The sequence below is a fragment of the Nostoc sp. genome (genome assembly GCF_036919575.1).
Taxonomy (GTDB): Bacteria; Cyanobacteriota; Cyanobacteriia; order Cyanobacteriales; family Nostocaceae; genus Nostoc.
The window spans coordinates 22,800-36,150 of sequence record NZ_JBALBY010000125.1 but is presented as its reverse complement, the minus strand read 5'-3'; the positions used below and the strand labels follow the sequence as shown (position 1 = coordinate 36,150).

General features: G+C 37.2%; 9 protein-coding genes and 1 pseudogene. 3 read left to right on the top strand and 7 right to left on the bottom strand.

The window, feature by feature from the left end; translation table 11 throughout:
• Window positions 1–679: 679 nt before the first annotated feature.
• Complete coding sequence (locus V7K27_RS33605) at window positions 680–1,321, top strand: hypothetical protein (RefSeq protein WP_334953063.1); 642 nt, start codon at window positions 680–682, stop codon at window positions 1,319–1,321.
• 227 nt (window positions 1,322–1,548) lie between these two features.
• Here V7K27_RS33605 and V7K27_RS33600 read toward each other — a convergent pair whose 3' ends face one another.
• A complete protein-coding gene (locus tag V7K27_RS33600; RefSeq protein WP_334953062.1) occupies window positions 1,549–1,941 on the bottom strand; it encodes a hypothetical protein in 393 nt (130 codons plus the stop codon).
• Between the two features lie 131 nt (window positions 1,942–2,072).
• The gene (locus tag V7K27_RS33595; RefSeq protein ID WP_334953061.1) at window positions 2,073–2,297 is read right to left on the bottom strand and encodes a hypothetical protein; all 225 of its coding nucleotides are present in this window, start codon (window positions 2,295–2,297) and stop codon (window positions 2,073–2,075) included.
• Between the two features lie 124 nt (window positions 2,298–2,421).
• Between V7K27_RS33595 and V7K27_RS33590 the strand changes: the two genes are divergently transcribed.
• On the top strand, window positions 2,422–2,850 hold the full coding sequence (locus V7K27_RS33590) for a hypothetical protein (protein ID WP_334953060.1): 429 nt from the start codon (window positions 2,422–2,424) through the stop codon (window positions 2,848–2,850).
• Between the two features lie 269 nt (window positions 2,851–3,119).
• Window positions 3,120–3,617 (top strand): annotated as a pseudogene (locus V7K27_RS33585) (ISLre2 family transposase); the annotation flags it as partial.
• Window positions 3,618–3,883: 266 nt separating this feature from the next.
• On the opposite strand, the gene V7K27_RS36655 reads toward V7K27_RS33585, so the two are convergent.
• From V7K27_RS36655 to V7K27_RS33565, 5 genes are all read right to left on the bottom strand, one after another.
• Window positions 3,884–4,060 carry a hypothetical protein gene (locus tag V7K27_RS36655; RefSeq protein WP_442947672.1) on the bottom strand — a complete coding sequence of 59 codons (177 nt, stop codon included), beginning with the start codon at window positions 4,058–4,060 and terminating at the stop codon, window positions 3,884–3,886.
• Entirely contained in the window at window positions 4,024–4,374 is a 351-nt protein-coding gene (locus tag V7K27_RS33580) for a helix-turn-helix domain-containing protein (RefSeq protein ID WP_334953059.1), read from the bottom strand. The genes V7K27_RS36655 and V7K27_RS33580 overlap by 37 nt, the downstream gene beginning before the upstream one ends.
• 213 nt (window positions 4,375–4,587) lie before the next feature.
• A complete protein-coding gene (locus tag V7K27_RS33575; RefSeq protein ID WP_442947671.1) occupies window positions 4,588–6,243 on the bottom strand; it encodes a PfaD family polyunsaturated fatty acid/polyketide biosynthesis protein in 1,656 nt (551 codons plus the stop codon).
• Window positions 6,244–6,336: 93 nt separating this feature from the next.
• Window positions 6,337–11,013, bottom strand: coding sequence for a PfaB family protein (locus V7K27_RS33570; RefSeq protein ID WP_334953058.1), 4,677 nt, complete (start codon window positions 11,011–11,013; stop codon window positions 6,337–6,339).
• A gap of 92 nt (window positions 11,014–11,105) precedes the next feature.
• Window positions 11,106–12,812 (bottom strand): KR domain-containing protein, encoded by a 1,707-nt coding sequence (locus V7K27_RS33565; RefSeq protein WP_334953057.1) that lies wholly within the window; start codon window positions 12,810–12,812, stop codon window positions 11,106–11,108.
• Window positions 12,813–13,351: the final 539 nt, after the last annotated feature.

The window sequence follows — 13,351 nt, the reverse complement described above, 5'->3', positions numbered from 1 at the left end:
GCGGTGAAGAAACTAAACGCCGTGCTGTCCAAAAGTTGATTATTCCAGGTTCGCGGAAAAAGTCTTGGGGGCTTCACTAGTTTCTACACCGTAGGCATTGGGAGCTAATCACTGGTTTTTCTGATTGATGCCGGAATTGATTTTTTCGGGATCATTATATTAATATGCGATCGTTTTGGCACTGGGTGAGCAGGTAAGTGTTTAAACCTAACTACCAAAAAACCAAACCTCCAATGTATTTTTAGAGCATTCGGCGATCGCTCTCACTGCTCCTGCCACAATCCCTACAGTAAGTTTGGGATAACATTCCACAGGCAACACTCTACAGCCAGCCGCCTAGAATCGCAAAATTAACCTTACCTATAAGCTAAGTGGGGTATTGGGGAAGTGCGATCGCTATTGGGAAAATCAAGCTTTTTGGCTCATCCGAGATTTGTTGGGCGAAGGACATTTAAGCCTGAGATAATTTGCGTTCCTCAGCAGTTCTTGATGGGGTTATCTCTCTCTGCCCCCTTCCTCTTCGTTGAGAAATGCGCTGACGATGGTAGCATCAAGGTAATTATCATGATGAATAACACGATTAAATGAGCGCGGACAGTTACGGTTTACCTAGATGATACGTAGAGATGAGCAATACAGGGCGTAAAAAAAGTTAGCATCTTTCAACTGTGACGAAAAGATGTGGTCGCAGTTTATCGCCCGTTGCAACTCCAAAGGGACGACGGCAACAGCCACGCTGACCGAATTTATCGAACTTTACTTAGATGATTCCCTAAATAACCTTGATGCAATTGGTGACAATGATTTAGATAAACGCCTCGACTCTAAGATTAAGGCAAGTATTGAGGAGTACTTGGTTGCTGGTAACAATAGTAACACCAGCCCTACGAATGAAACGATATTAGCTATTTGCTCACGACTTGATCATATTGAGTCAAAGTTTTCAAATGAATCTAATAGCAACGAAACCGGAACAATCGACAATCTCGCCGATTTATCACAAAAAATTGAACAGATGACAGCCCGAATGACACAGTTAGCTGAGGCGATTATCAAAATTCAAAATTATCTGAATAACCAACCGAGACGGACTAAGAAATCGTACTACAATAATTCATCCTATCAAGGGCAAGCTCCTCGAATGCAACCATTAACAGAAGAAGGTTTAGCTTCAAGACTTGGTTTAGCGATAGAAACTGTACGTGAGCAGAGAAATAAGCTGCACTCACCGCTTTTTGTGGCATGGTGCAAGGGTAAAGATAGAGCAGGGTTAGGGTGGGAATTTAACGAAAATACGGGACTATATCATCCGGTAAGTTAAAGAAGTCGGAAGTCGGAAGTCGGAAGTCGGAAGTACAGTTTTGTAACGGGGATAAAGACTCATTGCCACAAAACTTTCTGGCTGTCTTGCTGGGGAATTAAACCCCCAAACTTTGTTAAAACAAGTCGCTATGAACGCAGTCGCAAGTAAGTTTTGTGACTCTTATTTAGACCCCAACCCAAAACGTTCGGCAATTGATGCTATGAAACTTAAACCCCTAAACTTAGTTAGTCGGGAGCATCCAAATATTTTTTCAACGTGTAGGGGCAATCTGGAGCTTTGATTCCACTAGCATAAGGCAATTTATAAGATGCCCAAAGTTGCCAGCGCAAAACATCAATCCCAATGGTTGAACTACCGAATTGTACACGACAGTCTTTGTCTGGGTTTTGTATAACATTTTTGATTATGGTGTTTACAGCCTCCATCTTCAAATTATTGGTTATTCCCATTGGGAGTTTGGTAAGCCACTGTTTGATTTGTGGTGACTGTAGCCAATCTGTTATTTGTTCCTCGGTAGGAGTTAGGCGATTGGCTAATAGCACCGTCCTTTCATCATCTTGATTAACTTTGTTTTTGGGTTGGAAGAGTTGGTGAAAATGAGCATCTATATTTGACATAACTGTGATGACTTATGAATATGGATTTTTCGGGTTAATGGCTGAAAACTTTTAGAGATTGTAAACCGTACTATTATAAAACCCTCGCGTTATTATGAGGGTTATTGTAAAGCTATATAAATAGTTGCCAATCAGCTAGGAGTTTTGCAGTTAGCAATAATTTCCATAGCTTGCCTTTGATGTTCAGGAATGGCATCAAGGGCAGAGACAACCAATTCCCGCAGAATTTCGGATCGGTTTTTACCAATCACTCTTGAATATAAGTGTAGATCACTAAGATATTCTTTTTCGACGCGAATCGTCACATTAACTAAAGGGAGCGATGCGATTTTGTTAGATCGGACTCTAATTCTCATTTACAGAGCTATATTCTCAATAAAATCAGTTATTTGGCTGCGATCGCACCCCTAAATAGATGATTTAGCACCCAAATTTTAAGCACCTCACAAAATCGCATTGCTCCCTAGTAGGAGTGGGAAGATGACTGCTAAAACCTCTACTGAAGTGAACCCAAATCAATTTATCCCCCCAGGACTGGATTCGGCAGTAATTTCTCCGGCGGGACTAGGATTACTAGCCTATGGTGCAGTAATAGTGGTAGCTAAATATATTGATGCCAAAGGGGGTATTGCCAAACTAGCGACTGCAAGGTGGGGCGGAACAAGAGAAAAAACAGCAGCTCGTAAACTAGCGTGTAAACAAATTTTGAGCCGCAAGCACAACCGGGTATCTTTATATGTTGGCACTCCTAAGAATACAAGTAGTGAAGTTGTTAATGGCATTAGAAAAACGCGCATTCCCGAAGATGCAACAACCCTTTATTTGCCAGAAGCACAACGGGGAATTTTAGTTTGTGGTGGCCCAGGGAGCGGAAAGTCATTTTCAATGGGGAGCAACGCGATTTGGTGAGGTAGGATCAAAAACCAGCGATCGCTAACAACTTTCTTCAGTACTGCAAAATATTCGTCACATCAATAGACGTATTAATACATAAATTGGGAATAAATTTTAAGTGTGGTGATGTGTACAAAAATTTATGAGGGTCAAAAACAAGGTAGGATTCCCGTTAAGTAATTATTCCAGGCTTTTAACGTCTACCTTTTATGACAAAAAATATAAGTGCAACTCTTGATTTAAACAAGTCAGTTAAAAGTTTTCACTCACAGGTCACAAAACTTTTACTAAAAAAATTAAAATGCCCACTTGAAACTTATCAATTATTAGACTTTTATCACGCAGCATCACATTTACAAGACTTTGCTGATGCTGCACTTAGCATAAATAATGAGCAACAACAATGGTTTAAAAAGGCGCGAAAAACTTTAAAGAAAGGTCAAACACTAAATTTAATCAGAAATATGGATGAATTTATCTCCGGGGCAAGCGGAGAGCGCCTTCAAACTTTGGTACGAGAGCGAAACTATATTTTAAAAGCTTACCGGCGGAGGCTTTTAAAGTATAACGAAGTCGCGTCTCGAAAATTACCTCTTGGTAGTGGTGCTGTTGAGAGTTTAATTCGTCAAGTTGTTAATTTACGCATGAAAGGAAACAGTAAATTTTGGTTACAAAATAATGCAGAAATTATGTTACATCTGCGTTGTCAATGGATAGCTAAAAGTTGGGATAATTTTTCTGATTCTATCTTTAATTCTTTTATCAAACCCCAAACTGGTTGATAAATTTTATACTTTACTCTTGCTTTAATTTATTTTCTGCCGTATTTGATACTAAGTATCAGAGATTTGTTGCAGAGATTGTTGGAAATAATCGTCAAACGACTTGCTAGCAATCTTTTTGAGATACCTCATCAAGATGATTCTTCGTGTAAACCAGTATTTTGTTTGTAAATAAAATCACCATTAACTTAAATATCATTTTTAGCGATCGCTTGTTTTTGATCCGACTTCATAAAATCGCGTTGCTCCCGATAAGTAATACCAATTCAAAAAATGTTTGCGACAGATAGGGCATCCAAAATGAAATCATAGCCAGTCAGAGAAGCCACCACTTTTTTTGTAAGTTGAGTGAGCAGTTGAGCAACCTTGGCTCGTAAATGTTCGAGATTGTCAAATAACTCCCACTTCAAATCTTGTTTAAGATGTTCCCAAACTCGTTCAATGGGATTAAGCTCTGGCGAATGGGGTGGCTGGAATAATAAAATGCCCAGTTGGGTATTACTCTTGTTCGACCTGGACTTACCCCAAACTCAAGCATCCTGTCCATTCCTGCTTCTCGGTAATCTGCTAACCACCTTTGTACTGTACCTCGATGCTTTCCTAATATTTTAGCGATCGCACTGACGCTGATTTTTTGAGTTTTTATCATGTACAGCACTTGTACCCGTTGTTTAAGCCTTGCATTATCCTGTTGACGTAGCAGTGCCTCTAGTTCATCTGCACTCTCTTGTATCTCGATATGCGTTATCCCTGTCATCACACACCCTTAATACCACCTCTCTATATTTTTACCATCTGTCACATTCTTTTTTCAAATCGGTATAAGGTGTAGAGGTCTAGATTGCATTGTCCTGTCGATGGTTTAGTAATTTCTCTAATTGTCCGATACCTGGAAAGTAGACGACCCTTATTTATGAATTCACTATTTTGTTATTCTGTCAATGCGTAAGTCCTAGTAAAGTTTTCTAATTTATGCAATCGGTAAATAGTGGTTATAACAATCTGAAATTTCTAATCCTTGAGTCTTTAAAGTTTGTATTCGGTGTAAATAAGTTGCCCCTATCATTATGTGATGAGCCACATCAACAACTCGACGATTATTTGGTTCAGCCAAATAAGAACCACATACCCAGTCATTAAAACTACCCATCGCTGGACCGCACCAAATTTGATAATCGACTTCTCGACCTTTTTCTCCTGAACTAGACCACCGGGAGGATAAACCCAAATACCAACGGAAAATTAAAGCCATTTTTAGTTTTGGGTTAGTTCCTGCTTGAGCTAACTTTTCCGGATTTCGTTGCAATAAAAATGCAGTGGTTTTTTCCCATACTTCATCTATACTCTGACGAAAAACTTGTTTTTCTAATTTGTCTCTTTCCGGAAGCGGGATATCGTCAAGGGAGTTATAGTTTCTGTACAACTCATATAATTTCTGCCCTCGCAGCCCAAACATAGTCCCTCGTTTGAGAACTTGCAGTTTAACTCCCATTTCAAACATATCTGCGGCTGGTGCCATCATGACATCAGTCATTTCGGCTTGTGCTAGCAATTGTTTGGTATATTGAGAGGTTCCAGCTTCAACACATGACTGATTGATTGAACCAGTCACAATATAAGCAGCACCCATCATAAATGCAGCTAAAGCCGATTGTGGAGTGGCAATTCCTCCTGCTGCCCCAACTCTGATTGGTTGTTCATATGCGTATTTCTGTTGTATTTTATCGCGCAATGCCATGATGGAAGGCAAAAGACAAACCAAGGGACGATTGTCTGTATGCCCACCTGAATCTGCTTCTGTTGTAATGTCATCAGCAACAGGAACTCTAGCAGCAAGGTTTGCCTGCAATTCGGTAATTAATCTTTGTGCAACCAGTTCTTTAAGAATTTTAATTGGTGCTGGTTGCATGAATTTGCTAGCAACTTCGCTACGAGAAATTTTGGCAATTATTTTGTTTTTGATTTCAATTTGATTTGCTGCATTCAAACTAAGTCCGGCAGCGCGATAATAAACGATATTAGGAGTCAAATCCAAAAATGCTGAAGCTTCTACAATTCTTACTCCATATTTTAGATACAGATCCACAGCAGCACGCTCGATTTCAGGTTCAGCAGGACTATGAATTAAATTAAATGCATAAGGACCATTAGGTAAGGCTTGTTGAATATCGTTAATTGCAGCTTCAACGCGATTTGGACTTAAACCACCTGCACCAAAGGAACTTAATATCTTTTCTTTGCCCAGCGCAATGACCATTTCTTCAGAAGCGATGCCACCAGCCATCGCACCTGTAGCATAAGCAAATTTTACGCCATAAGAGGACAGAAAGCTTGCATTTCCTAATTGTTTTGTTGAGATTGGTGGAACAAATGCTAGTAGTTCAGTTTGTTGTGATGTTGGCCTACTAATTGTAGATAAATAACCTTCATTAGTAATACCAATTCCATCACCTACTTTAACAACATAGCAGGGTTTATGTAGACTAAGGAATCTACTTTTTATTTCTGCTTGGTCATAATATATGCTATTTAAGGCTCCTTCCCATAATACTTGAGGGTTTGAGTTCGATACCTCAAATTTTAATGTATTTTTACGCCCATTTATTACTTTATCTCCTATTATCACAATTTATTACTCCATTTTGAAGTTAATTTTTTAGAATTGCCGAGTGTCTGCATTAAGATACTGCTGTTATTGAAAAAGTTAAAATAAATTATATTACTTATTATTATGATTCAATAAATTATGAACCAAAGAAATTTGTAGCTCAAGAATTTTATTCATTTGTTTGCTGGACTCATCCCGTGCTTCTAAGAAAGCAGCATGAGCTTGAAAAACTTGTAAATTACTTACATCTACATTTTTGTAAGGAGATTGCGTAAAGCTTTGATAATTGCGATCATCAATATTATTCAATTGAGCATCTTCCGCAAGGGTTTCATTCATCTTCTCTTCTTCTGGGATTATAGTCATTGAAGTATTAACGAAACCTTGTTCTTCCTTCAAATCTTGAACATATTTTTCGTGTTCCAATTCTGGATATAAGTGTTGCTGCTTAGAAACTATATCTTGAAAAATTTTGCGATTATCTTCACTTAAGATCACATCAAATATTCTGTGCCCACCTAAACTAAGAGTTTTAGACATTGATATTTTACGAGTCAGGGTTTCTTCTGATTGTTTATAGAGTAGAGATAGATTTAAAGAAACCTGATGGCTGACAAGTTTTGCAAGTGCTTTAATAATTGAAGTTTGCTCATCAATACCTTTTTGGCTCAAAGATACGGTAATGTGTTCTTTAGTGTCGAGAATTTGATGAATTAACCGAGAGCTTTCACTGCTAGAACCTACTCCGATAAATATTCTTGCTCCATCTTCATAAACTCGATTAACTAATCGGGGAAAATCAATCTGATGACAAAGCATCTTTGCAAGACTGTGAGCAATTTCATTACTTTCAAGTTTTAGTGGTGCGTAATCGGCGGCAGAGTAAAAAACAATATTTGAAGTCTTTTTAGTAACGTTGGTATACAACTGCACTAGTTGTTTATATTCTGAGTGCATAGGAGGGCAATGTATGACTAAATCAAGGGGAAGATAGTGAGCATTACAATTTAATTTTTTAATAACTCGTTGACAAGCTTGTTTTTCGCCAGCAATGGTCACTTCGTTTGGAGAATTAATTAGAGCAATATAGGCACGATTTTCAGATTTAATACATTCCTGAACTGCGGATGGGTTTGCTAACAAAATATATGTACTCCAAAAATCGCTATCTTTTAAATTTATATTTTTTGATAATTTCCAATACTCATGCAAAGCTTGCTTCTGACCAGATAATGTATTCTTGAAGAAATAGGATAATTGTTTGGCGTAGTTTTCTTCATACAACAAATCGCTATCGCTCCAAACTCCTTGGGCAATTATCATAGTGATTTCACCCAGACTGATTCCAAAAGAAAAATTTGGCTGAATTTGGAAAATATCTTGCAAGATAGTAGTGTTAAAGCTAGCGATTTGAACTTCTATTTGAGAAGTAACTTCTCCATTCGCTAAATATTGATTTTCAAGTGCTTCTAAGTGACTTTTAGACAGTTTATTTAAACTTCTTGGGTAAACTAACTTTCCGTTTGCAGCAACACGGCTGTTAAGGTTGTTGGCATTTAAGTAATCGAACACTCCAGGTAATAAACGGTAAATATCTTTACCAATCCCTAGAAAAGAACTGCCCGAACGGGGATATACGTAAGCAACCTCTCCTCGCTTCCCTAATGGATTAGCAGTAAAATAACTACCAAGTGGTGTTTGCCAATCTTTACCAGTTTCAAAGGCATTGTTTATACCTTTGCGAGCAAATGTCATTTCTTTTGTTAATTCATCTTTGTTATGCCCTAAAATCACCAGAGTGTAGTTTGTATTTTGATGCTGTTTGAAGATATTGAAAGTTTGAGTTGCAGTTACTTCAAGTGAGGAAGAATTTTTGATAGTTTCTTGTAACTTCGCCAATTCTTCGAGTAATTCGCTGCGGTTATCGCTGGCGATTGGAAAAAGGTAAAAATGAGTTTTTTGGAAGTTATGGCTGCTGTGTGCTTTTTGGTTGGATTCTTCAGACATAATAATGTGGGCGTAACTCCCATCAATGCCAATACCATTTATCGCAGCGACTCTCTTTGCTTCTTCTTTTTCAATAAACCAAGGTGTTGAGTCAGTAGCAACATAAAAGCGACTATCCTTCCACATTTGCGGTGCTTTTACTCCTGACCAGTTGGGGGTAGGAGGGATATACTTGTGATGTAAACAAAGTGCTGTTTTAATTAGGCTAGCAATACCTGATGCAATGAAGGTATGACCGATATTGGCTTTGACGCTACCGATCGCACAGTCTAAACCGTTTTCGCCATGTCCGTAAGCTTGAAGCAATCCTGCAATTTCCGCTTCATCTTGCTGTTGTATGCCACTACCAAATACTTCAAGATAATCAATATCACTAGGTTGAATACCTGCAAGCTGGAAAGCATTTTGACAAGCTTTTGTTACACATTCAGCATCAAAACTAGGTAAACCAGTTTGTAATTTATCTAAGTCATATTTATGGTGTGCAAAGCCAATTGCATCAATCACTGCGTAAATGCTGTCACTATTTTTTTGAGCGATATCGTGACGCTTGAGAACAACTGCACCAGCACCTTCTCCAATACTCCAACCATTGCTGAACTCGTCGTAACTTAAAGTATGTGTACCTGTATTGAATTTCGCAAATTGATTTTGTAACCAGACATTTTCTACCTCACCAGCTAAATCAACTGCACCAACGACTACAGCATCAACCTCTCCAGCAGACAGTAACATTTGTGCTACTTCTAAGGCTTTAAATACCGAATTTTCACCTGCGCTGAGACTAAAGGAAGCACCACTAAAATTCCATAGCGAAGAAATCCGTGTTGCCATAATATTTGAGAGATAGCTCAAAATTTGAATGCTTTCAACTGGTTTTGTTAAACTGTCTTTGAGAATCTTTTCTAGTTGGGTAATTTGTTCAGCAGACAAAGTAATTTCCCCATTACGTAGACCTTCTTTTATCTGCCAAGACAGATGCCATCTTTGATATAATTGATGCACTGTTAATTGAGTATCGGCAGCAATAATTATTGCCACATTACTTCCTTCCTGAATACGTGCATCCGCGATCGCCCGGTTTGCTACCTTAAGCATAAGCATATGCTGCGGATTTAACTGTTCAACTTCATTCGGAGGAATTCTGCAAGCGATGGTATCGATTTCAAATTCCTTAATATATGCTCCTATTGCTATTTCAACGTTACCAATACCCTGTTGTGTGAGTATTTCTTTTCCGTCTTCCATTCCATGCCATCTGTTTGCTGGGATAGAAATAAAATGCTGCGTTCCATTGTAAATAGTGCGTTCAAATGCATCTTGTCCATCACAATTACCAAAGATGGCATCCATACCAACTATTGCTAGCTTGGCTGGTTGAATTGGTTTTGGTGTTTTACCCAGAGCATCAATGACTTCTGATTTCTCTGCCTGTTCTAAAATTAGGTGAGAATTATTACCTCCAAAACCAAAAGCACTGATAGCAGCACGTTTTACTGATGATTTGCTTTGCCAAGCGGTTGGAGTTGTCACAATACTTTGCGATGACACTAGACCTTGTTCGGCACCTACAGGTTCAGTGATATGAATTGAAGGTGGAATTACTCCATGAGACATACTCTCAATTACTTTAGTCAAACTCACCATCCCCGCAGCAGTTAGTAAGTGACCGACATTACCTTTTGCTGCACCAAGCGGTGGAATCGCTTGATGTTTACCAAAAAAGCTTTCTATCGAATTGAGTTCGGTAATATCTCCAACTAAAGTACCTGTTGCGTGACACTCCAAATAATCAATATCTTTTGGACTAATTTGCGCTTCTTTGTAAGCACGCTCAAATGCTAAAATCTGTCCTTTTGAGTTGGGAACTAATAAGTGTTTTCCTCGACCATCATTCGATAATCCATTTCCGCAAATAGTCGCAAGTATTTTATCTCCATCACGAATTGCATCGCTATATCTTTTTAAGACCACCATCCCCACTCCGTCAGACGTAATTACTCCTCGGGACGATTTATCGAAGGGACGGCTAATACCATTATCTGGATATGCTTGAATAATCGAAAAACCCATTCGTAAAAATAAAGGATATGTGCAGTTAATAGCTCCTGCTAGCATTAAATCAGCTTTGTGTGTCCACAAATAATGTGATGCCAGCTTAATGGCATAAAATGATGAAGAACATGCAGCGTCTAAACAGAAATTAATATTATTAGATAAAGAAAATGCCTGAGCAACTAAAGCCGCAGGAAAGCTTGAAATCATCCCATTATAAAGAGAAGCTTTTGCTTTGATTGCCGCAGAGGGTAAATTAAAAGTTTCTTGCTGTAAAAGCTCCGCAGTTGCAGCTTCTATCACTTGCTGATACAATGGTGCAAACAATTTCTGCGAATATTTAGTTGGTATTGAGAGATTACCTAAAATTACACCACATTTTGAAAGAACAGATTGATTTGTTATATAACCACTTTGTTCAAGTGCTTGTTTAGTAGCATATAAAGACCATTTGTAAGTGTCATCAAGACTATCGATTAATTCTCCTGGTAAATTATATTCAGAAGCATTAAATTCAAAGTCACGAATAAATCCTCCTTGATGGGAATAAAATTTATCTGTTTTCCCTTTAATTGGGTCGTAAAATACTTCGGGATCAACACCTAATTCTGAGAATGTAAGTTCCGATGTAGAATCTTTACCAGCAATTAAATTCTGCCAAAACTCATCACTGTTTTTAGCACCAGGAAAAAGACAAGATAATCCAACAATTGCAATTTTATCCACAAGTATCTCCTTTTATTTGTACTAGTTACGGCTGATAAATTAGTATGATTAAGATATTGAATATGCTTTTGACTGTGACTTACTCGAATAAGTCATTGACCAACCCAACGTATAAATGTAACTCCAAATAAACGTGCACTTACCTTTCCTTGGGAATTAAATATGACGAAATCAGCCAATACATTAAAATCTGTTTTAGACTTAATTTCACCAGATACATAAAACTCTTCATTATATGGTATAAGTGCAAATTGTTCGTACTTTTCCAATGAGGCAGGTAGAACATATTCTTGATAAAAATGTTCCAACCAGATTCCTAAAGGATGAGTACTGATATCAAGAGCATAGGGATTGAACCACTGCACAGGAAACTGCCCTTGTTGTTTAGCTTCTATTTTTTGCCAAAAACACTCAGCAGTAAATTTTTCTCGACTAAAAGTTCTAAAATTTTTTATTCCTTGAAAAGAGGGACCATGAAAAAGCATTCCTACCCAGCTTTGATAAGAATTATTATTATCCCAATACGGAATTGTAACTTCTTGCGTTTCTGGAAAACTATTAAAGGGTGCAGGAGGTATTTTACCCAATAATTTAAACTCTCCACTAAAATGATATCGTATTTTATGAGATTTTTCGCTACAAATTCGCGCAAAAACCTCTATTTCTTGAGAGTTATTATTCTTTGCTCTTTCTTGAATTTCCAAAATGTATTCACCTACAAAGTTTTCATCAAAAATAATTCCTTTCAAGACTTTGAAATTTGTACAATTAAATAATCGATATCCTGGATAAAGATTTTCACAGGTGTTTATAATCCACGACATTGCACAAGTTGTAGGTAATACAGGCTTGCCAGCAATAACGTGATCTTGTAAAAATGGGTTTTCTTCTAAAATTAGCTGACGATGAATATGATACGTTTTTAATTCGGAATTTAGTTGTGTTGCAGGTGGAGTTATTGGACTAGCAATTAAGACTTGTGCTGTTGCTTGATTGCCAGAGTTAAGTTCTTTAACTAACATTTGCGTTCCAATTTCTATCGGAATAATACCAATATTTCGTTCAGTGAAAGCTTTTTTCACTTCCGGTGTCACCATGCCACTTTCCCAAGGTCCCCAGTTGATGGCAACTACATGACAATTTGGATATTTTTGCTGAATTAAATGAGCCGATTTATTCAGGATTTCGTTAGCCATAGCATAATCTGTCTGACCAACATTACCGTAAAATCCTGATGTAGATGAAAATAAAATAAGATGTTGAAGTTGAGGGATATTTACGCAAGAAAGAATATTTTCTAAACCTTGAACTTTTGCTGCATAGACAATCTCAAAATCTTGTTCTGTTTTCTTTTCAATTAATTTATCTGCTAAATTTCCTGCACCATGTATAATTCCCGTAATTGCACTAAAATGTGTAACTTTTGCCTGTAAACTCACATAATCTGTGACATCAATATTAAAATATTCTGCACTACCTCCTGCTTGCTGAACGCGAGAAAGTGTATTTTTAATTTCTCGACTAGCAGAAATTTGATTAAATACCTTTTGTACGCTAATTGGAGTTGGCTTTTGTGCTTGCGAAAGCTGGTACTCCATAATGCGTTTTTTTAATGCAGATTCATCAAAACAATTTTCAACATACTCTGGTTCAAATTCGATAATGAGTGAACGACCAAGTAATATAAACTTGCACTGGTATTGTTGCGCTAATCTAATTACACATTCACTTGTCACACCTCTTCCTCCTCCACTGACAAGAAATACTGAGGACGGATTAATTCTATTTGCTAATTTCATAGATGCTCCAACTCCAATTTTAGTAATTTACTACAATATTGATAAGCTCAAAAATAACGTTATTCGCCAAAATTTCTATAGTTTTTTTACTTATAGATGGTACGACATATGAAAAATTTAAAATCATTGTTCCTTGAAAAGTTGAAACTGCTACATTTAGACCACTTACTCCTTTAATTGTAGGAATAAAGCTAATTTCTTCTAGTTCAAATAGTCCATAGTTTTTGGGAATCGATACTTGTCCAATATTAGTTACTCCAATATTAGTTCCAATTACGCTAGCTCAAGATTTTTCATTTTCTATGAAATAACTATAATATTTATCAAATATGAAAAGTTTGCTAAAAATGTCATCCTTTTTTAAATCTGTTTCTATCTTTTGCTTAAGTTCTCTTGCTAAATACCTTTTATACGACTAATTGTTACTATATTTTATGAGTCAATGTGGCGATTTAGAATCTCAAAAGCTTTCTTATTAGATGAAAGTTTTCTGTCGTAAAGCATAGGTTTTTTGAGATGGATATTGGGTGTAAGGAAAA

Coding starts and splice junctions, on each gene's coding strand:
- V7K27_RS33605 (WP_334953063.1), top strand. CDS start 680: ATGTGGTCGCAGTTTATCGCCCGTTGCAACTCCAAAGGGACGACGGCA.
- V7K27_RS33595 (WP_334953061.1), bottom strand. CDS start 2,297: ATGAGAATTAGAGTCCGATCTAACAAAATCGCATCGCTCCCTTTAGTT.
- V7K27_RS33565 (WP_334953057.1), bottom strand. CDS start 12,812: ATGAAATTAGCAAATAGAATTAATCCGTCCTCAGTATTTCTTGTCAGT.
- V7K27_RS33600 (WP_334953062.1), bottom strand. CDS start 1,941: ATGTCAAATATAGATGCTCATTTTCACCAACTCTTCCAACCCAAAAAC.
- V7K27_RS33580 (WP_334953059.1), bottom strand. CDS start 4,374: ATGACAGGGATAACGCATATCGAGATACAAGAGAGTGCAGATGAACTA.
- V7K27_RS33590 (WP_334953060.1), top strand. CDS start 2,422: ATGACTGCTAAAACCTCTACTGAAGTGAACCCAAATCAATTTATCCCC.